Annotated in this window: 21 protein-coding genes and 2 tRNA genes; 5 read left to right on the top strand and 18 right to left on the bottom strand. The window is 67.6% G+C overall.

The annotated features are described in order from the left end of the window. The first annotated feature begins 107 nt into the window (after window positions 1–107). Window positions 108–737 carry a uracil phosphoribosyltransferase gene (gene upp, locus ACOOF5_RS04750; protein ID WP_420437136.1) on the top strand — a complete coding sequence of 210 codons (630 nt, stop codon included), beginning with the start codon at window positions 108–110 and terminating at the stop codon, window positions 735–737. Here upp and ACOOF5_RS04755 read toward each other — a convergent pair. From ACOOF5_RS04755 to ACOOF5_RS04795, 9 genes are all read right to left on the bottom strand, one after another. Continuing rightward, window positions 722–925 (bottom strand): hypothetical protein, encoded by a 204-nt coding sequence (locus ACOOF5_RS04755; protein WP_420437138.1) that lies wholly within the window; start codon window positions 923–925, stop codon window positions 722–724. The genes upp and ACOOF5_RS04755 overlap by 16 nt on opposite strands. 65 nt (window positions 926–990) lie before the next feature. After that, window positions 991–1,063, bottom strand: a tRNA-Thr gene (locus ACOOF5_RS04760). A gap of 33 nt (window positions 1,064–1,096) precedes the next feature. Then, entirely contained in the window at window positions 1,097–2,086 is a 990-nt protein-coding gene (gene rlmB, locus ACOOF5_RS04765) for a 23S rRNA (guanosine(2251)-2'-O)-methyltransferase RlmB (protein WP_420437140.1), read from the bottom strand. Further along, the gene (gene ispF / locus ACOOF5_RS04770; RefSeq protein ID WP_420437142.1) at window positions 2,083–2,631 is read right to left on the bottom strand and encodes a 2-C-methyl-D-erythritol 2,4-cyclodiphosphate synthase; all 549 of its coding nucleotides are present in this window, start codon (window positions 2,629–2,631) and stop codon (window positions 2,083–2,085) included. Before ispF ends, rlmB begins: the two co-directional genes overlap by 4 nt. Before the next feature lie 11 nt (window positions 2,632–2,642). After that, complete coding sequence (gene ispD, locus ACOOF5_RS04775) at window positions 2,643–3,329, bottom strand: 2-C-methyl-D-erythritol 4-phosphate cytidylyltransferase (protein WP_420437144.1); 687 nt, start codon at window positions 3,327–3,329, stop codon at window positions 2,643–2,645. A 187-nt stretch (window positions 3,330–3,516) separates the two neighbouring features. Next, the gene (locus ACOOF5_RS04780; RefSeq protein WP_420437146.1) at window positions 3,517–3,645 is read right to left on the bottom strand and encodes a hypothetical protein; all 129 of its coding nucleotides are present in this window, start codon (window positions 3,643–3,645) and stop codon (window positions 3,517–3,519) included. A gap of 12 nt (window positions 3,646–3,657) precedes the next feature. Beyond that, window positions 3,658–4,686, bottom strand: coding sequence for a nucleotidyltransferase domain-containing protein (locus ACOOF5_RS04785; protein ID WP_420437148.1), 1,029 nt, complete (start codon window positions 4,684–4,686; stop codon window positions 3,658–3,660). 295 nt (window positions 4,687–4,981) lie between these two features. Beyond that, window positions 4,982–5,863, bottom strand: coding sequence for a hypothetical protein (locus tag ACOOF5_RS04790; RefSeq protein ID WP_420437150.1), 882 nt, complete (start codon window positions 5,861–5,863; stop codon window positions 4,982–4,984). 2 nt (window positions 5,864–5,865) lie between these two features. Beyond that, window positions 5,866–8,367 carry an ATP-dependent Clp protease ATP-binding subunit gene (locus tag ACOOF5_RS04795; protein WP_420437152.1) on the bottom strand — a complete coding sequence of 834 codons (2,502 nt, stop codon included), beginning with the start codon at window positions 8,365–8,367 and terminating at the stop codon, window positions 5,866–5,868. Between the two features lie 187 nt (window positions 8,368–8,554). Here ACOOF5_RS04795 and ACOOF5_RS04800 point away from each other — a divergent pair, with 187 nt between their 5' ends. Both ACOOF5_RS04800 and folP read left to right on the top strand, forming a co-directional pair. Further along, window positions 8,555–9,595 (top strand): polyprenyl synthetase family protein, encoded by a 1,041-nt coding sequence (locus ACOOF5_RS04800; protein WP_420437154.1) that lies wholly within the window; start codon window positions 8,555–8,557, stop codon window positions 9,593–9,595. 17 nt (window positions 9,596–9,612) lie between these two features. Continuing rightward, window positions 9,613–10,488, top strand: coding sequence for a dihydropteroate synthase (gene folP / locus ACOOF5_RS04805; RefSeq protein WP_420437156.1), 876 nt, complete (start codon window positions 9,613–9,615; stop codon window positions 10,486–10,488). Window positions 10,489–10,618: 130 nt separating this feature from the next. Here the strand turns inward: folP and ACOOF5_RS04810 are convergent, their stop codons facing one another. Together ACOOF5_RS04810 and ACOOF5_RS04815 are read right to left on the bottom strand one after the other, a co-directional pair. Beyond that, window positions 10,619–11,992 (bottom strand): 3-hydroxyacyl-CoA dehydrogenase family protein, encoded by a 1,374-nt coding sequence (locus ACOOF5_RS04810; protein WP_420437158.1) that lies wholly within the window; start codon window positions 11,990–11,992, stop codon window positions 10,619–10,621. A gap of 9 nt (window positions 11,993–12,001) precedes the next feature. Beyond that, window positions 12,002–13,156, bottom strand: a complete 1,155-nt coding sequence (locus tag ACOOF5_RS04815) for an acyl-CoA dehydrogenase family protein (protein WP_420437160.1) — start codon at window positions 13,154–13,156, stop codon at window positions 12,002–12,004. A 40-nt stretch (window positions 13,157–13,196) separates the two neighbouring features. On the opposite strand from ACOOF5_RS04815, the gene ACOOF5_RS04820 reads away from it, so the two are divergent. Further along, entirely contained in the window at window positions 13,197–13,898 is a 702-nt protein-coding gene (locus tag ACOOF5_RS04820) for a PaaI family thioesterase (RefSeq protein WP_420437162.1), read from the top strand. Between the two features lie 188 nt (window positions 13,899–14,086). Here ACOOF5_RS04820 and folK read toward each other — a convergent pair whose 3' ends face one another. From folK to ACOOF5_RS04855, 7 genes are all read right to left on the bottom strand, one after another. Next, window positions 14,087–14,596 carry a 2-amino-4-hydroxy-6-hydroxymethyldihydropteridine diphosphokinase gene (folK, locus tag ACOOF5_RS04825; protein ID WP_420437164.1) on the bottom strand — a complete coding sequence of 170 codons (510 nt, stop codon included), beginning with the start codon at window positions 14,594–14,596 and terminating at the stop codon, window positions 14,087–14,089. A gap of 27 nt (window positions 14,597–14,623) precedes the next feature. Continuing rightward, on the bottom strand, window positions 14,624–15,163 hold the full coding sequence (gene folB / locus ACOOF5_RS04830) for a dihydroneopterin aldolase (RefSeq protein ID WP_420437166.1): 540 nt from the start codon (window positions 15,161–15,163) through the stop codon (window positions 14,624–14,626). Between the two features lie 8 nt (window positions 15,164–15,171). Continuing rightward, window positions 15,172–15,690, bottom strand: a complete 519-nt coding sequence (locus ACOOF5_RS04835; protein ID WP_420437168.1) for a hypothetical protein — start codon at window positions 15,688–15,690, stop codon at window positions 15,172–15,174. Window positions 15,691–15,798: 108 nt separating this feature from the next. Next, window positions 15,799–16,350 (bottom strand): hypoxanthine phosphoribosyltransferase, encoded by a 552-nt coding sequence (gene hpt, locus ACOOF5_RS04840; protein ID WP_420440895.1) that lies wholly within the window; start codon window positions 16,348–16,350, stop codon window positions 15,799–15,801. A 91-nt stretch (window positions 16,351–16,441) separates the two neighbouring features. Then, window positions 16,442–17,443, bottom strand: a complete 1,002-nt coding sequence (tilS, locus tag ACOOF5_RS04845; RefSeq protein WP_420437170.1) for a tRNA lysidine(34) synthetase TilS — start codon at window positions 17,441–17,443, stop codon at window positions 16,442–16,444. Further along, a complete protein-coding gene (locus ACOOF5_RS04850; protein ID WP_420437172.1) occupies window positions 17,427–18,581 on the bottom strand; it encodes a zinc-dependent metalloprotease in 1,155 nt (384 codons plus the stop codon). Before ACOOF5_RS04850 ends, tilS begins: the two co-directional genes overlap by 17 nt. 8 nt (window positions 18,582–18,589) lie before the next feature. Then, a complete protein-coding gene (locus tag ACOOF5_RS04855; RefSeq protein ID WP_419840592.1) occupies window positions 18,590–18,724 on the bottom strand; it encodes a hypothetical protein in 135 nt (44 codons plus the stop codon). Between the two features lie 79 nt (window positions 18,725–18,803). Between ACOOF5_RS04855 and ACOOF5_RS04860 the strand changes: the two genes are divergently transcribed. Next, window positions 18,804–18,875 (top strand) — tRNA-Thr (locus ACOOF5_RS04860). Window positions 18,876–18,910 lie beyond the last annotated feature (35 nt).

Genomic DNA, 18,910 nt, shown 5'->3' on the forward strand with positions numbered 1-18,910 from the left:
GGCAAAGATGCGCTACCGGGTGTACCCCTCAGGACCTAACTTGCGAACGGAGCCCGATCCCCCGATCCCCCGATCCCCCGATCCAGAACAAACCGTGAGTAGCCCCCATGAGCGTCAGCATCGTCGACCACCCGGTAGCCGCAGCCCTGCTGACTCGGCTGCGCGATAAGAACACCGCCGTCGAGGAGTTCCGACAGCGGCTCGACGCGCTCACGTTCTTGCTGGTCTCAGAAGCACTCGCCGATGCGGCATCGGTCGCCGAGCCGGTGGAGACGCCGCTGGGACCCGCCGAGGGCTCGCGCCTTGAGCCGATGCCCGCGATCGTGCCGGTGCTGCGCGCCGGGCTGGGAATGCTCGATGCAGCGCTCAGGCTCCTGCCCGCTGCACCGGTGGGGTTCATCGGAATGCGTCGGATCGAGACTTCTGACGGCGTCGGCCACGAGCGCTACCTCGAGTCGCTGCCGAGCGTGCTGGAGGATCGACCGGTGCTGGTGCTCGACCCGATGCTGGCCACGGGCGGCTCGGCGGCCGAGGTGATCCGGATGCTCGCGGCATCGGGCGTGGGGCCCGTCACGATGGTGTGCATGCTCGCCGCACCCGAGGGAGTCGCTGCCCTGCAGGCAGGCGCCTCCGATATCCGCATCGTGACGGCCGCCGTGGACAGCCATCTCGACGAGCGAAAGTTCATCGTGCCCGGCCTGGGCGACGCCGGCGATCGCCTCTACGGCCTGGCCTGAGCAGCCGCGTGGGGAGGTGCGCCCGCTGGGGCAGCGCCCTGCAGCTGTGCCATCGTCGGCAGGCTCGGCTGGGCGCCATCCACCGTCACTGCCCACGCACCCGCTCGAACGGCGAGCCGCGCTGCTTCGAGCGTGCTCGTTCCCGATGCCATGGCGACGGCGATCCGTGCTGCATCCGGCGTGTTCACAGGTCGGTAGTGTGCCCCGCCCTGATGAGCACCTGAAACTCTTGCTCGGACAGGCGGATGGGGCGAGCCCGAGGTGGGAATCGAACCCACAACCCCCGCTTTACAAGAGCGGTGCTCTGGCCGTTGAGCTACTCGGGCGCTCACTTCAGCGTATGGGCCGCGTCCCAAATTTCAGGCTGGATTGCGGGCGCGAGCTGTGCTGCCGTCGCCGGAGCCCTTGCGGACGCGGGCGATGTCGAACAGGGCCACCGCGGCAGCAGCTGCGACGTTGAGCGATTCGATGCGTCCAAGCACCGGGATCGACACCACCTGGTCGCACCGGCGCTCCACGAGCGCCGACAGTCCCCGGCCTTCGGCACCGAGCACCAGCACCAGCGGCTCATCGCCGACCCGCAGCGATTCGAGCCCACCGGGGGCATGGCCGTCGAGCCCGATGGCCCACAGGCCGGCGTCTCGCAGCTTCGCGAGCGCCGCGGGCAAGCCCCCGACCAGAGCGATCGGCAGGTACTCCACGGCACCTGCAGCGGCCTTCATTGCCGCCGGGGTGAGGTTTGCGGAGCGGTGGCTGGTGAGCACCACGCCGGTGGCGCCGGCGACCTCGGCGGTGCGCAGGATGGCGCCGAGGTTGCCCGGGTCGGTGACGCCGTCGGTCGCCACGATGAGCGGCGGCGTATTCCCCACAGGTCTGGCCAGTTCTTCCAGCGTCACCGGTTGGACAGCCGCAGCCTTGGCGATCACGCCCTGGGGCGCGGCAGTAAGCGCGACTTCGTCCAGCTTGCGGCGGGTGACCTCGCGCAGCGGCACCCGGCGGTCGCCGGCGAGGTCGACGATCTCGGCCAACGTGGCAGCCGAGTGCGCGTCTTCACAGATCAGTACCTCGTGCACCTTGCGCGTGCCAGCCCGCAGCAGCTCCCGCACGGCCTGCCGGCCCTCGACGTGATCCCCGCCGAGACCTCGCGGCCGTGACTGCGAGCGCGCCGGCTGCTCCTGGTTTGGCCCGCCCCGGCCGGCACCTGAACGGTTGGGGGGCCCGGAGCCCCTGGCCTGTCCTCCTCGACCGCGACCCGGAGGCCGAGTTCTCCGCTCCCCGCGCTGGGCATCAGCACCCCGCCCGCTGCGCTGGGGGGGAGCGCCTCGGCGTCTGCCCCGTTCCGCGCTCATCGATCGTCGCCCTCCCCGACCTGCGTTGCGAGCTTCTCGTCGTCGGCAATCACAAGCGCCACAGCATGGGCCACGATCCCGTCGGTGGTGCCGAGCCCCTCGGTCCGCTTGCCGCACACCGTGACCGGGCCGCCAGCAGCGCCGCTGAGCTGCGCCTGCATCTGATCGCGATGCGAGGCGATCATCGGCTGATCACAGATGACTGTGCAATCGGCATTGGCCAACGTCCAGCCGCTGTCCTCGAGCAGAGCCGCGACCTGGGCCAGCATCTCGACGCTGTCGCCATCACGCCAGCGCTCATCGCTGTCAGGAAAGTGCGTGCCGATGTCGCCGAGCCCGGCCGCACTTAGCAACGCATCGATCACCGCATGCGCCACGACATCGGCATCGCTGTGACCCGCCAGGGGCTGCTCGTCAGGAAACCGGACCCCACCCAGCACCAATGTCCGCGCAGGCGTGCTCGCCGGATCGGCAAACGGATGCGCGTCGTAGCCATGCCCCACTCGCAGAGCTGGCCCAGCAGCGTCCCGATCAGCAGCACTCACAACCGTGGACGCTAGAGCCCGTCGCTCCCGGCGCGGCCGCTCAGCAGTGCCTCGACCACGACGAGATCTGCAGCCGTCGTGACCTTGTGCGCTGTCGCCTCGCCCGGTATCGCCATCACGGTGCCGCCCGCAGCCTCAATCAACGCTGCATCGTCGGTTGCCTCGGGCTCGACGTCGTGGGCATTGACCAGCGCGGCGCGGCGAAAGGCCTGCGGCGTCTGCACAGCGAAGATGCCGTCACGGCTCACGGTCTCCGCCACCGCGCCGCCGCTGTCGCCCCATTCCGGCACGCGCTTCAACGTGTCGCTCACCGCCAATGCCGGCACGGCAGCATCGGCCCCGCTCCGGACAGCAGCAATCACGCGCTCGAACAACGCCGCCGAAGCCCCCGGTCGGGCAGCGTCATGACAGACCACCACATCGACATCATCAGGAACCGTCTCTAGCCCAGCCCGAACAGACTCCGACCGAGAATCACCGCCAGCCACCACCGTATCGACCCCGTCGAACTCCCGCTCAGCCATCGACGCCGCGACAACGAGCGTCACCCCATCACAAGCACGCCGAGCCGCCTCAACGCTCCAAGCAACCATCGGCCGCTTCAATATGGGCACCATTGCCTTGGTCAAGCCGTCGGGGTTGGTGCCGAACCGAGTCCCGGCCCCCGCAGCCAACACGAGCGCCCAAGTCCGAGCCACCCGCCAAGTCTGCCTGCGGAAACGACCCTTGTGTGCCGACCTGCATTGATCGTCCGTTACTCAGACGGAGGCCGCGAAACCCTAATTCTGCCGCCCCGAACAGTGGCCACTGCCCGCTCATCGAGGTCACCGCCGTGGCGCTCGATGACCTCCGACATAAGCACAATGCGCCGTTCAGCCGGAAAATTCACGCTCCGGCCACGGAGACCGTGGCCAGCGTGTCACCCGCAATCACCGCATGCGCGTGGGCAGTGCAAGCGAGAATGTCCTCCCGCTCCAGGTCGGGGTAGTCGTCGAAGTCCAAGTAGACGGTCATGGCCGAAGGATGTCAGTCGACGCTTGGCGTCGAGGCGACAGGAGGCGCCGCGGGAGGGATGCCGGCCACGACATCGCCTGAGGCGAGCATCGCCTGCGCGTCGCGCAGCCATTCGCCGCATATGGCTATTCGTTCGTCGTCGGGGTCGGCGCCGTCCGCGAGAAGCCGTTCCACGGTCGCCTCGACCGCGACCAGCGCTGTGACGGTGAGGGCGTCGGCGAGTTCGGCGATTCGTTCAGACATCGCCTGCGGCAGAGCCGACGGATACGTGCCGCCGATCCGCCAGCAGGACACATCGTCCCAGGGTTCGCGGCTCGGCCGGATCGTGTTGGCCTGCAGCGGCCCTAGTGCATCCTCGACCGAGCCAGGCAGCGGGCCGGCAAGGTCAACAAGCCGCGCAATGCTGTGAGTGCGCTCGGAAGGCACGCTTCTCGCGGCGCACCACGCCTTGAGCGCATTCTCGATCGTCATCGCTGCGTCAGCGCACAAACTGCGCAGACGTCCGTCTCGGCGAACTGTGTCGATTCGGAGCTGTCCATCCACGCGTCGAGTCTCGTTCGCGTCTGCCCGGCAGTTGCGGCTCATGTCCCCCAGGGCTTGCCGGACATCGTTCAAGCGTTCAAGCGCTTCGTCGAGATTGCTGTCGGGCATGCCGATCTCCTTGCCCCAGTCCACCGCCTCAGCCCCCGCGGCACGCTCGAACAGCGTCTGCCCGCAGGCCGCGACAGCAGCCTCATACGACGACGGCACCTGCCCAGTACGGTGCTTCCATTCAGGCCAATCGGTGACATGCACCTCCACCGGCACACCCGCCGCGGCGCTGCACCTCGCTTCGAGCCGCCACCGCAACGGATACCGCTCGGCGTAGTCAATGTCGTCGAACACGGCCACCAAGTCGACATCGCTGCCGACGCGTGCGGTGCCACAGGCAACCGAACCGTGCAGCACCACCACCGCCGCGCCTTCGGCGGCGAGCGCCTCCGCAGCGGCTCGGGCATGGACAAGCGTCGGCACGATCAGCGCGTCATCGCGGACCGCCATCACAACAGGCTAATCGCCCACGACGCATGGCCCCGGCAGCCAGCACGAGCGTCCAAGTCCGAGCCACCCGCCAAGTGTGCGCCGCCCAACGACCCCAGCAGACGAGCACCCGGAGTCCAAGCACACCAGGTGACGAGGGCTGGGGAGGGGTAGGGGTGCCCGCGCGCAGTTATGAAGCACCCCGCGCACACCCAGCCTGCGCACGAAGCGCTTCATCTGTTTGAAGCGCGGGTGCGCCTGCCCCTCCCCAGACCGGGCACACGAAAAGCCCGGGTAGCAAGAAACACACGAGCGGCTACCGAAACGTAAGCCCCCGGCGCCGTCGCCGACCACGAAGCGCAACCAAGACCACCACAAGAACTACAGCAGCCAGGACAACCCACCAGATCACCGCAATCCGAGCCCCCCGAGAAGCCCGCTCAGCCAACCGCTCAGCCTCAGCATCAGCAGCCTCGATCTCGGCATCCAGCAGCTCACCAAAGACACGCAGCTCCCGAAACCCGCCCTCGTTCAGCCGCAGCACCCCCTCCGCAGGCAAGCTCCCCGCCCCCCCAGGCACGGTCGCCCGCACCACCAGCGTCACCAGCTCGTCGAGCGGAGTCCCGGCCCGCTGTTCAATCTCACTGATGGGGAGCCCGAACAACTCGCCTTCCAGTGCGTCGGCGGTAGCCGGGTTCACGAGCCCAGAGACCGGCCGATTCAAACCGACGGTCACCGCCAGGTCGTACAGCACCCGCGCTCCGTCACGCGATCCCACGAAGGTCGTTGAGCGGAACAGCCCGGCGGAGCCGTCTGCAGGCCGGTCGATCTCGGCCAGCACCTCTGCCAGTTCCCCTGGAGTCGAGAAGCGCTTGGATGCCGTCACTCTGAGCAGCTCGCCTGCGGGAGTCGGCTCGACGAATTGGCGGACATCCCAACCCACGAGGCCATCGGTCACGATGAGCCTGCCCAGGTCGGGCGCCCACCGCATCACCTCTTCGTCGAAGGTGATCTCGACGCTGACCCTGCCGGCGCCGTCATGAGAGATGTCGATGTCGACGATGAGGTCAACCCGGCAGCCCGCGGCCGCCATCAGCACCGCCAGACCAGCCAGCGCGCCACCAAGCGCCCGCCGGCACGGCCCGCTGTTCAGCTTCTTGGGTCCCGGCGAACCACGAAGACGTGTTCGCGGGCGCACTGCTACTCGGCCGCTGCGGCCTCTTCGAGCTCAATCGGCCCGGGGTCAAAGCCCTCGATGGCGCGGAACACGATCTCGTCGTCCTCGACGTCCACCACGATGATCTCGCCGGCGTGGAACTCCTTGTAGAGGATCCGCTCGCTGAGCGCGTCCTCGACGTGGTGCTGCAGCGCGCGACGCAGCGGGCGGGCGCCCAGCTGCGGGTCGTAGCCGGTGCGGGCCAGCCATTCCTTGGCAGCGTCGGTCAGCTCGAGCCCCAGGCCTTGGGCCCGTAGCTGCTCGCTGGTGCGCGCGATCATCAGGTCGACGATCTGGGTGACCTCCTCGACGCTCAGCTCGTGGAACACGATCGTGTCGTCGATGCGGTTCAGGAACTCGGGTCGGAACTGCGCCTTGAGCGCATCGTTGACCTTTTCCTTCATCCGCTCGTAGCTGGCGCCCTCATCGGCAGTGGCGAAGCCCACCCGCGCCTTGCGCAGGTCGGCGGTGCCCAAGTTGGAGGTCATGATGAGCACGGAGTTGCGGAAGTCGACCGAGCGGCCCTGGGCGTCGGTCAGCCGGCCCTCTTCGAGGATCTGCAGCAGCGTGTTGAAGACGTCGGGATGGGCTTTCTCGATCTCGTCGAACAGCACGACCGAGAACGGCTTGCGGCGCACTGCTTCGGTGAGCTGGCCGCCCTCGTCGTAACCGACGTACCCGGGTGGCGCTCCGACGAGGCGGCTCACCGTGAACTTGTCCATGTACTCGGACATGTCGAGGCTGATCAGCGAATTCTCGTCGCCGAAGAGGAACTCCGCCAGCGTCTTGGCCAGCTCGGTCTTACCGACGCCCGAGGGGCCCAGGAAGATGAACGAGCCGCCCGGCCGCTTGGGGTCCTTCAGGCCTGCACGGGTGCGCCGGATGGCTTGGCTGACGGCCTTGATGGCGTCGTCTTGGCCGATGACCCGCTTGTGCAGCGCCTCTTCCATCCTCAGGAGCTTCTGGGTCTCTTCCTCGGTCAGTTTGTAGACGGGAATGCCAGTCCAGATGGACAGCACCTCGGCGATGGCCTCTTCGTCGACCTCGTCGAACAGGTCGTGGCCTTCGGCCCGAGCCTGGGCCATCACTTCAGTTCGCTGTTCGAGCAGATCTTTCTCTTCGTCACGCAGCGCGCCGGCCGTCTCGAAGTCTTGCGACTCGACCGCCTGCTTCTTGCGCTCGGTGACATCGGCCAGCTTTTTCTCGATCTCCTTGAAGTCGGGCGGCGTCGACATGCGCTTGATGCGCAGGCGCGACCCGGCCTCGTCGATGAGGTCGATGGCCTTGTCGGGCAGGTGCCGATCGGCGATGTAGCGGTCCGCGAGATTCGCCGCTGCCACGAGGGCCTGGTCGGTGATGGTGACCCGGTGGTGCTGCTCGTAACGGTCGCGCAGTCCCTTGACGATTTCGATGGTGTGGCTGAGCGTGGGCTCATCGACGGTGATCGGCTGGAAGCGGCGTTCGAGGGCCGCGTCCTTCTCGAGGTACTTGCGGTACTCCTCGAGCGTTGTCGCGCCGATCGTCTGCAGCTCGCCACGGGCCAGCATCGGCTTCAGGATCGATGCGGCGTCGATCGCGCCCTCGGCTGCACCGGCGCCGACGAGAGTATGCAGCTCGTCGATGAACAAGATGATGTCGCCACGGGTGCGGATTTCCTTGAGGACCTTCTTGAGACGCTCCTCGAAGTCGCCCCGGTAGCGCGAGCCGGCCACCAGCGCTCCGAGATCGAGCGTGTAGAGCTGCTTGTCGCGCAGCAGCTCGGGGACTTCATTGCTGACGATCTTTTGGGCGAGACCCTCCACGATGGCTGTCTTGCCCACGCCGGGCTCGCCGACGAGCACCGGGTTGTTCTTGGTGCGGCGAGACAGCACCTGCATGACGCGCTCGGTCTCACGCAGCCGGCCGATGACCGGGTCGAGTTTCTTGGCCCGGGCATCGGAGGTCAGGTTTCGTCCGAACTGATCGAGCACCAGTGAGCCGCTCTGGCCGCCCTGCTCGCTGCCTTGGCCCGACGAGGCACCGACGGTCTCGCGGCCGCTGCCCGAGCCGCTGTAGCCCGACAGCTGCTGGATGACCTCTTGGCGGACCTTCGACAGGTCGGCACCGAGCTTGACCAGCACCTGCGCGGCCACGCCCTCGCCTTCACGGATCAAACCGAGCAGCACGTGCTCGGTGCCGATGTAGTTGTGACCGAGCTGCAGCGCCTCACGCAGCGACAGCTCGAGCACCTTCTTGGCGCGTGGCGTGAACGGGATGTGACCGCTGGGCGATGAGCTGCCCTGCCCGATGATCTCCTCGACTTGGTTGCGCACGGCCTCCAGCGAGATGCCCAGCGACTCGAGCGCTTGGGCAGCAACGCCCTCGCCCTCGTGAATCAGCCCCAGCAGGATGTGCTCGGTGCCGATGTAGTTGTGATTCAGCAGGCGCGCTTCTTCTTGCGCCAACACCACCACCCGGCGAGCCCGATCGGTGAAGCGTTCGAACACTGGGCCTCCTGCTCTGAGCCTTGCACACGGCGTTGCACACGGTGCTTCGGGTCTGCTGAAAGCAGTGTAACGATGCCCTGCCGGATCGCTCTCTCAGGGATCGGCCTCGTTCACCCCGCTGCAGCGCGACAGGATTCGGGCGCGACTGCGGTGTGGGGACACGACCGTTGTCGTTTACGGTTGCGCCGTGGCGCCGCTTTCGCCGTTGCAGGCCAGACCCAGCTCGGATGAAGACTTGGCTCGTGTCGAGTCGGCGCTGCGTGCCGCAGCGGTCACCGGCGACGACTTCCTCACCGAGGTGACCTCGCACCTGATCCCTGCGGGCGGCAAGCGCCTGCGGCCTGCGTTCGTCATCGCGTCGGCGCTGGCGCTCGACCCCGACGGCGCTGCGTCTGATGCGGTCACCGACGACATGATCTGCGGCGGCGTGGCTGTGGAGCTGGTGCATCTGGGCTCGCTGTATCACGACGACGTCATGGACGACGCGGAGACCCGCCGCGGCATCGAGGCAGTGAACCACCGGTGGGGCAACCTGAAGGCGATCCTGGCGGGCGACTTCCTGCTGGCGAAGGCCTCCGAGCTGGCGGCGTCACTGGGAACCGAGGTGGCCGCCCTGCTGGCCGCCACGATCGGGCGCCTATGCGAGGGCCAGGTGCGCGAGCTGCAGCTGATCTACGACCTCAGCCGCACCGAGGACCAGTACTTCATGGCGATCCAGGGCAAGACCGCCGAGCTGTACGCCACGTCGTGCCGCATCGGCGGGCTGGTGGCCGGCGCCGACGGCGAGATTCTCGACCGCTTGAACAGATTCGGGCTCGCATATGGCATGGCATTTCAGATCGTCGACGACGTGCTCGACTTCGTCGCCTCCGACGAGGAGCTCGGCAAGCCCTCGGGCAACGATTTGCGAGAAGGCGTGTACACGCTGCCGGTGATCCGGATGCTGGCCGACGGGGGCTCCGCCGACGAGGGCCTTGGCGAGCTGCTGGGCGAGCCGCTGGACGATGATCGGCGGGATCGAGCCCGGAGGATCGTGGTGGACGGCCCCGAAATCGCCAGCTCGGTGACGACGGCACAGCACTACGTGACCCAGGCCTTGGACGCCCTGGCGCCGTTCGATGCAACGCCGGGCACGGTCGGCCTGCGGGCCGCAGCGTCAAATCTGCTCAGCGCCCTGCCGCCCAAAGCGGCCAGCGCAGACGCAGCCGGCGCGACCGGCGCAGTCTGAAAGCGACCGGTCCGCACATGCAGCCGGGCTGGCCGATCCGGCGCCGCTACCGGCATGGATCATGGGACCCCGGCCGCGGACCGTGCTGGCAGTGGGGCTCGCGCACCTTCGTCATGGGCATTATCAATGCCACGGACGACTCGTTCTCCGGCGACGGCGTAGCCGATCGGCTCGACGAAGCCCTCGCGCTGACACATGAGCTGGTGGACGGCGAGGTTGACATCATCGATATCGGCGGAGCCTCCAGCCGTCCAGGTGCAGAGCCCACGCCCATCGAAGTGGAGCGGCGCCGGGCGGTGAGGGTCATCGAGGCCGTGCGAGCCGAACTGGATCGCATCGGCGCCGAAGTGCCGATCTCGGTGGACACGACCTGGGCAGAAGTGGCTGAGCCGGCCTTCGACGCCGGTGCCACGGTGGTAAACGACATCACCGGCTTCCGCCTCGACCCTCAGATGGCGCCGCTGGTGGCCGAACGCGGGGCCGCCGCGGTGCTCATGCACAACCAGCGGGGCCGACCCCACACCGACCTGATCACCGATGTGACCAACGGACTGCACACCAGCCTGCAGATCTGCGCCGAAGCAGGCGTTGGCACCGATCGCATCGTGGTCGACCCAGGATTCGGCTTCGGGTTCGGCGTCTCGCAGAACCTCGAGATGATGCGCCGCCTGCCCGAGCTGTGGGCGCTGGAGCTCCCCATGCTGATCGGCACCTCACGCAAGTCGACCATCGGTGCGATCACCAACGCCAAGATCGACGACCGCCTCTTCGGCACCGCCGCCACCATCACAGCCGCCATCTACGCAGGCATAGACATAGTGCGAGTACACGACACGCCCCAAATGACCCAAGCAATCCAAATGACAGACGCAATAGTCCGCCCCACCCCCTAAAGGCGGCTTGGGGTCTTAGAAGATGCGCGGTTATGTGGACCTTCCCGCTGTCGCACCAGTTGTTTCCCGCTCTTGTTCGCTGTCGCTCACGGGCCGCTCGGGCCACGGCTTCGCCTATCGGCTTAGCCTCTTAGCTCACGACGGGTGCGACCGCGCCGTCGGGCATCAACTGCCAACGATTGCCGTCTGCGCCTCGGCTATAGAAGGTCGACCGGCCGGATGCCTCGAGTGTGGCGAGCATGGCCGGCAGCGGCGCGTCGACGCTTCTCAGGAACTCGATGACCCGCGCAGGACCGAGATGGTCAAGCATCTCAAACGGCCCGTGCACCCAGTTGAAGCCCCACCGAATCGCGTTGTCCACATTGGCGATGTCATCGGCAATCTCAGGCACAAGGTCTGCCGCATACGCCAAGGTGCCACCAAAGATATGCCGAGCCAACTCCCCCTGAGGCGAATCGGCGAACAGCACCTCGCCGAGATCAGCAGGCACGCCTCCGAGGTCCGGCTGGGCCGCAGGCCGCCACTCCTCGCGCACCAGATCGAACGTCTCGGCCGAGCGTGACCCGTCGTCAAGCTTGATCCGCCGGCTGAAGCCGCCGCCGGTCTTGCGCCCAAGCTGGCCTCGGTCCGCCATCGCCTGCTCCGCAGCAGGAAACTCAGCGAAGTCGAGCCCCCGGTCGCCCGCCGGCAGGTTCTGGGCCAAGTTGGCGCCCACCAGCTCCATCACGTCGAGACCGATGAGGTCGATGAGCCCGTACAGGCCCGTCGGGGGCAGGCCGACCGGTGCGCCGAGCACGGCGTCGACGGTCTCCTGTGTCATGCCGTCGGCCAGGAACGGCTTGGCCATGTGCAGGCCCGACAGCATGAAGAAGCAACCGATGCGGTTGCCGATGAAGTTGACGGTGTCTTTGGCGTGCACGACGCCCTTGCCGAGCCGCTCGGCGCCGAAGCGGGCGAATGCGTCGATCACCTCGGGCTCGGTGTCTTCGCCGGGCACCAGCTCGAACAGCTTCATCACCTGCACCGGGTTGAAGAAGTGCGTGATCGCGACGTCTCGCCGGAAGCGCTCGCTCATGTGTTCGCTGATCTGCCGAAGGGGAATGCCCGACGTGTTCGAGGAGATGACCGAACCGTCGCTTCGGGCCGTTTCGAGCCGTTCGAAGAGCTCGCGCTTGGTGGCGAGGTCCTCCACGACGGCCTCGCACACCCAGTCGTAGCCGGCAATGTCGTCGAGCCGGTCGGCGACCGTGCCGATGCTGACGAGTCCACCGAATTCCGCTTCGACACCGTCGAGCGCCCGCTGGGCTGCGGCTTCGTCGACGTCGAGCAGCAGCACCCGGCAGCCGGCCTTCGCCGAGACTGCGGCAATGCCAGCACCCATCGTGCCCGCGCCGATGATCGCTACTGAGTTGATTTGCCTCGCAGGCTCGGCCGTGTCAATTCGCCTCGCAGGCTCGGCCGAATCAATGCGCCTCGCAGGCTCGGCCGTGTCAATTTCACTCATGGGTGCTTCCTACCGGGTGCCGGTGACTTCGCGGCCGATGATCTCTTTCATGATCTCGGTGGTGCCGCCGTAGATGGTCTGCACTCGGGCGTCGGCGTAGGCCTTGGAGATCGGATACTCGGTCATGAAGCCGTAGCCGCCAAACAGCTGCAGGCAGCGGGTGATGACCCGCAGCTGCATCTCGGTCACCCACCATTTTGCCTCCGCGGCGTCGGTGGCAGTGAGTTCGCCAGCATTGAGCGCCTCGATCTGGCGGTCCACGAACACCCAGGCGATGTCGAGCTCGGTCTTCATCTCGGCCAGCTCGAAGCGGGTGTTCTGGAACGAGGCGATGGTCTGGCCGAAGGCCGTGCGCTCGCCCACATAGTCGACTGTCCAGTCGAACGCAGCCTGCGCATGCGCCACACCGCCGACCGCGATCGACAGCCGCTCCTGGGGCAGGTTCCGCACCAGGTGCATGAAGCCGTTGCCCTCGCCGCCGAGGACGTTCTCTTCGGGCACGAACACGTCATCGAAGAACAGCTCGGCGGTGTCCTGTGACTTCAGCCCCAGCTTGTCGAGGTTGCGGCCCCGCTCGAAGCCGTCCATGCCCTCTTCGAGCACGATCAGCGACATGCCTCGGTGCTTCTCGGTGGGATCGGTCTTTGCCGCCACGATGACGATGTCGGAGTTGATGCCATTGGTGATGAACGTCTTGGAGCCGTTCACGATGTATCCGTCGCCCTGGCGGATGGCTGTCGTGCTCATCGATGCGAGGTCCGAGCCGATGCCGGGCTCGGTCATGGCGATGGCGCTCATCAGCTCGCCGCTGCACATGCCGGGCATCCAGCGCTCGGCCTGCTCGTCGTTGCACAGCTTGGTGAAGTACGGCAGGCAGATGTCGTTGTGCAACGTGATGCACTGGCCCGAGCTCGCAGCGCCCGAGGCCATGATCTCCTCGCCCACGATGGCGTTGTAGCGAAAGTCCGCCACACCGCCGCCGCCGTAGCGCTCGTCGACGTCGGTGGCCAGCAGGCCCACGTCGCCCGCCTTGCGGAACATGGCCTTGTCGACCTTGCCGTCGGCCTCCCATTTCTCGTGGTTGGGGACGATCTCGCGCTCGACAAAGGCCTTGGCCGTCTCGCGGAACATCTCGTGCTCGTCTTCAAAGATGGTGCGCCGCATACGACGAGCGTATGTGCCAACACAGCTAGCGTCACGGGCCGTGACGCAGCAGGATTCGCCGAGCGATCCCCCAAGCCCCATCAGACCCGGTCATGATTGGAGCGCGGTCGAGCGAGCGGCCGCTGCGATGCGCCGGCTGAACCAGGCACTGACGAATCGGCGGGTCGAAGATGGGGTGCTCGACGAGATCACGGCGTCGGTCGAGGCCAACGCCGCGCGGCTCGAGGCGGGCACGCTGCGGGTGAAGATCGACGACATGCTCTCGCGGCCGCACCTGCGGGAGATCTACGAGGGCCAGTACTTCCCGCTGCCGCTGTCGGACGGTGACGAGATCGAGTTCGATCCGTTCTCCATCGGCGGGGGGCAGCTGCATCCGGCATCGGTGGAGGTGCGCTACTTCAAGGAGTCGGGCGAGTCGGTGACCGGCGAGGCCGTGGTGGACCCCATGTTCGCGGGGCCTCCCGAACGCACCCACGGCGGCGTGGTGGCGCTCATCATCGACGAGCTGATGGGCGCGCTGAACCGCATGCGGGGCCGGCAGGCCTACACCGGCCGCCTCACCGTCCACTACCGCGCCGCGACTCCGCTGGGCGTGCCCCTGCGGCTTCGGGCCTGGATCGACCACACGTCGGGCCGCAAGATCGTCCAGCACGCCGAGGTGCACGGCCCCGACGGTCTGTGCGTCAACGCCGAAGGCTTGTTCATCCTGCGGGCCGACGCGCCTGCGGTCCCCGACGACTGAGGAGACGCGCTGGTGGGTGCGCCCGCTGGGGAGGCGGCATGAGCCTCGGCTCCCGCGATCCGGCAGGTCGCAACGTCGCCGAGTCTCCTGCCGTCTCCCCAGCTATGGCAGCTGTGCCTACTGGCCCGACGCCTAGACCGTCGTCCGGTCGGAGCGGAACGCTGGGGTTCCACGGCTATCAGATGCTGCTAATGCTCTGCCGAGGCTGCGGCCAGCTCGCGCAGCAGTGTGGCGCCGCCGATGCGCTCGCAGTCTTGGTCCGCGACTGCGGCCACGTCGCCGAGGGTGACTAGTTCGGGTGCGAGCTCGGCCAGCGGGTCGAGCACGAATCGGCGCTCGCACATGCGTGGGTGCGGGATCTGCAGTTCGGGATCACCCATCACCACCTCGCCGAAAAGCAACACGTCAACGTCCAGTGTGCGGGGACCCCAGCGCTCACGGCGCACCCGGCGTGCCGCGGCCTCGAGGGCTTGGCAGCGGGCCAGCAACTCGTATGGACCTTCGGATACTGCCAACTCGGCCACCAGGTTCAGGAATTCCGGCTGTTGCGGTCCGATGGGCGCACTGCGGTACACGCCCGAGGGGGCGACCAGGACTCCGGCGGTATCCAGCGATTCGAGCGCCGCGATCAGCTGCGCCGCCGGATTGCCGATGTTGGCGCCCAGCCCCACGAATGCCCGCACGCGGGGCTCGTTCACCGGCTCATGCTCGGTCGGCGCGCCCGCTCACACTGGGTGACGGGTGATGCGCACGGCGCTGGTGCCGAGGTCGGCTGCAACGGGCGGGCGCAGCTTGGTGACGGTCACCGTGGCGGCGGTCACGGCACCGATGCCGCACAGCTCTGCGGCGATCAGCTCGGCCAGCCGTTCGAGCAGCAGCGGCTGGGACTCGTGGCACAGCGCCACGATGCGGTCGCACACGGCGCCGTAGTCGACGGTGAGGCGCAGGTCGTCCGAAGCTCCCGCAGGGCTCAGATCTGCGTGAATGTCGACATCGATGCTGAGTGGCTGGGGCGCCGTGCGTTCGTGGGCCAGCGCCCCGATCACGCACGTCACCCGCAGATCGCGCAGCTCAATGCGGTCGCTCGTGGCGACCGGATCATCGGCACAGCGGTCGCTCGTGGCGACCGGATCATCGGCACAGCGGTCGCTCGTGGCGACCGGATCATCAGCGCAGCGGTCGCCCATGGCGACCGGATCATCAGCGCAGCGGTCGCTCGTGGCGAACGCATCATCAACACAGCGGTCGCTATCTGGTGCTGGCACCGGTGTGCTCAGCTTGCTGCGCCGCGTTCAGCGAGAATGCCGAGTGCCACGTCGACGACTCGGCGCCCCTCGGGCCCGACCCGCTGGCCGAAGATCCGCTCGGTGATGGCCGTCGCCTGCGGGCCGGTGGGCACCTTGCCCGACAGCAACAGGTATGACGCCACGAAGCCGCAGACATCCTCGCCGACCCGCTCCTTGTGCAAGATCACGCGCTTGCCCTCACTTGCCAACCGTTCGAGGTCGTCGTGGACCGACTCGAGGTATTTGCCCAAGTCGTCGATGACGGGCCACGGCCGGTGCAGGTACGGCAAGTCGAGTTCGTCGTAATTGTGCAAGTTGTGCGGCGCGGAGATGAGCGACACGACGATGTCGAATTCGTTGCGGCGCAGCCAGATGATCTCTTCCTGACGGCGGACGCGCCGGTGGCTGGCGCCATAGCCGCCGGGACGCTCACACACGGCGAGGCGCTCAGCGACGACCCAGTTGAAGTTGCGGGGCTGAATGCCCTCCGCCCACTTCCCTCTCATAGCTCGCCGTCCCTCGCAGCGCCACTGACACTCGCAGTACATCAGTGCGTGCTCACAGCCGAATGTACCGGTGCCGATCCGGCCCTGCACGGCCCTTCCCAAAGAGATTCAGGCGCTTTGCTCGCCAGCAGCGTCGTAGGCGCGGATCTCGGCCAGATTGCGGTACTTCTGGGCCAGATCCAGCCCGTAGCCGATGACCCACACGGGCGGCAGGCGGAATCCGATGTAGTCGACGAGGCCGTTCAGGCTGCCGTTGTGCTCGCGGGTCAGCAGCGAGCACACCGCCAGGCTGGCGGGGCCACGGGCCAGCAGGCTGCGACGCAGGTACGACAGCGTCAGACCGCTCTCGACGATGTCCTCCACCAAAATGACGTCGCGCCCCGCGATGTCGATGTCGAGGTCCTTGAGGATGCGAACGACACCGCTCGAACGGGTGCTGCTGCCGTAGGACGACACGGCCATGAAGTCCATCTCCACCGGCAGGTCGATGGCCCGGCTGAGATCGGAGGCGAACATCACAGCGCCTTTGAGGACCGCGACGAGCAGCGGCTCGCGGCCCGCGTAGTCGGCGGTGATCTGCGCGCCCATCTCGACAACCCGCTCGGCGATCTCGGGACCGGAGACCAGCACCTTCCCGACGGCGGGGTCGCCGGCGAGCATGGAGTCGAGGTCGCTGGGGGTGCTCGGCGATCCCGGCGCGGGTGTCACGTGAGTCGAACCTAGCGCCTGCGTGTTGCCGATGGCGAAGCGCTCAGCTCTCGAGGCGCAGCCGGTCGGCTGATCGGGTGACCCGCCGGCCGCCACCGACCTCGGTCGCGCGGTGGGTGTGGCGGGCCACCTCGAGCACTCGCTCGACGGTGCGGGCATCGGGCGGATGATCGGTGCGCAGCCATGCCCGGATGGATCGCCGGGCCAACGCCACCGGCGCAGACCGCAGCTCGGAGGCGCTGGTGGGGTCGATGTCGGCGGCCAGCACATCGAGCAGGTCCGCCTCGGTGGCTGCCAGCGCGGATCCACGCGCCAGCAGGGGCACCACATCGCGCCCGGCGATGTCGCACAGCAGCGGCATCACCTCATGACGCACGCGGCTGCGCCAGAAGCGAGGATCGGCGTTGGAGGGATCACGGATTGGTTCGTAGCCCGCCAGCTCGCAGACCCGTTCGGTCTCGCTGCGTCGTAGTCCCAGCAGCGGCCGCCGGTCGGCCCGCATGGCTGCCAGCGCATCGAGTGCTCCGCCGCGCAGCAAGTGCAACAGCACGGTCTCCGCCTGGTCGTCGGCGGTGTGACCCAGCAGCGCGTCGGGCCCCACGGCGGCGTGGCGGGCGTCGCGAGCTCGCGCCTGCAGGTTGGCGCCCGGCGCAAGGTCGAGTTGCACGACGCGAAAGCCCGCTCCGAGCCGGCCGCACAGCGCCTCGACCTGCGCCGCTTCGGCTGCTCCTGCAGGCCGCAACCCGTGGTCCACATGGATGGCGGTGACTGCTGTTGCGGCCGAGTCGTTGCGCTGCGCGAAACGGCAGGCCAGGGTGAGCAGCGCGGCCGAATCCGCGCCGCCCGACACCGCGCAGACCAGTTCGGGGCGCGCGACATCGCCGAATGTGCAGCGGTCTACCAAACGCTCGATCTCGTCGGAGCTCCCCGGCGCGCCGGAAGCGGCGTCGCTGCACGAAGACGGCCGACGCTCCGAACTCGGCGGTGCAGTCCCGTCCCCCGCGTCCGGCGGGGTCCGCGCGGAGCGGTCAGGCGGCGGGGACACGCTCCAGCCAGGCTTGGGGGTCGCGGATCTCGGCCATAGACGGCAGGTGCTCGACGCGTTCCCAGATCCGGTCCACCGCACGAGGGCCCCGCTCGGCCTCGATCCTGGCGATGAAGTCTTCGCCCGCCTGGTACTGGGCGAGCTTGGCCTCGATGCCCAGCAAGCGCTGGATCAGGCGGGCCATGCCGCGAACGTTGCGGCGCCGGTGCTGCATCACCACGGCGAAGCGGTCGGCATCGGGGATATGGCCGCGGGCGGCTCGCGCCATGGTGACGTCGCCGTGCCCTTCCACCAAGCTCATCATGCCGCCGACCTGGGCGATCAGGCCGCGCTGGTGCTCGGTGGCGAACACTGCGGCGAGCCCCCCTTCGCCCAGCAGGTCCTGGCCCGGTTGACCCGAATTGCTGCCACTCGACTTGCTTCGACCCGAATTGCTGCGGCGTTGGGTCATCAGCGTGCGAATGCCGTCGCGCAGGCGTTCGGGATCAGGCTGGGCTTCGTCGACCAACCCGTTCACGAGCTGCAGGAAATGCGGCCGCAGCCAGGGGACGCCGGTGAACTGCGAGCGGTGCGTCAGTTCGTGCAGCGCGAGCCACAGGCGGAATTGGGAGGGGACGAATGCGAAGCGCTTCTCGGTCACCAAGATGTTCGGTCCGACGAAGTAGACGGTGTCGCCGACCGTGTCGCCACGTAAGTCACTACCCGTGTCGCCAGCATCGTCTGATGCCCACAGCAGGTCGTACTGGCCGAGCACCCTGCGTGCCATCCAGCCCAGCACTGAACCCAACTCGACCGCTCCGACCGTGCGCGTCACACGTGAGGGCTCAGCCAGTTCTAGAGCGTCGGCTTCTGCAGTGTCGGCCGGTGCGCCCAGCAGCGGCTGCAGCAGTCTCCGGAACGCTGCGATGTTGGCGTCAATCCAGCCAGCCCGGTCGATGACCTCCGCGTGAGCCTCGCCAGGCGTTTCCAGCCCGGTCTCGATGGCAACCAGCTCAGCAGCGACCGGCACGAACCTGGCGAAGTCCTTGCGCAGGGGCTCAGCAAGATAAGACTGGTACAGCGGTTCGGTGCCCGCCACCCGCACCGCGATGCGGCGCGCCAAGTCCCAGTCGACGTGCTCGTCGGCGGGGTCGGTCACCTTGCGGCTCAGCGCTTGGGGTAGCGCGGAGCAACCACCTTTTGTACGTAGCCCGCAACCAGCTTGAAGACGGTCAGCACCGTCACCACGGTGAGCGGGACCGCCAGCCAGTAGTGCCAGACCTGCGCGGCGAGGAGGTTCATAGCCGGAATATTAGTGGTCATCGACGTCGAAGCCCCTTCGTGAGGGGCCTTCGCCCGCTGGTACCGTGAGCCGGCTAGCGCCCGAGTAGCTCAGTGGCAGAGCGGCTCTCTCGTAAAGAGCAGGTCGTGGGTTCAATCCCCACCTCGGGCTCGCCGGCTGCCCCGCTAGCTCGGCGGCTGCGCCCG

It is taken from the genome of Candidatus Poriferisodalis sp., from assembly GCF_965214215.1.
GTDB lineage: Bacteria > Actinomycetota > Acidimicrobiia > Acidimicrobiales > Poriferisodalaceae > Poriferisodalis.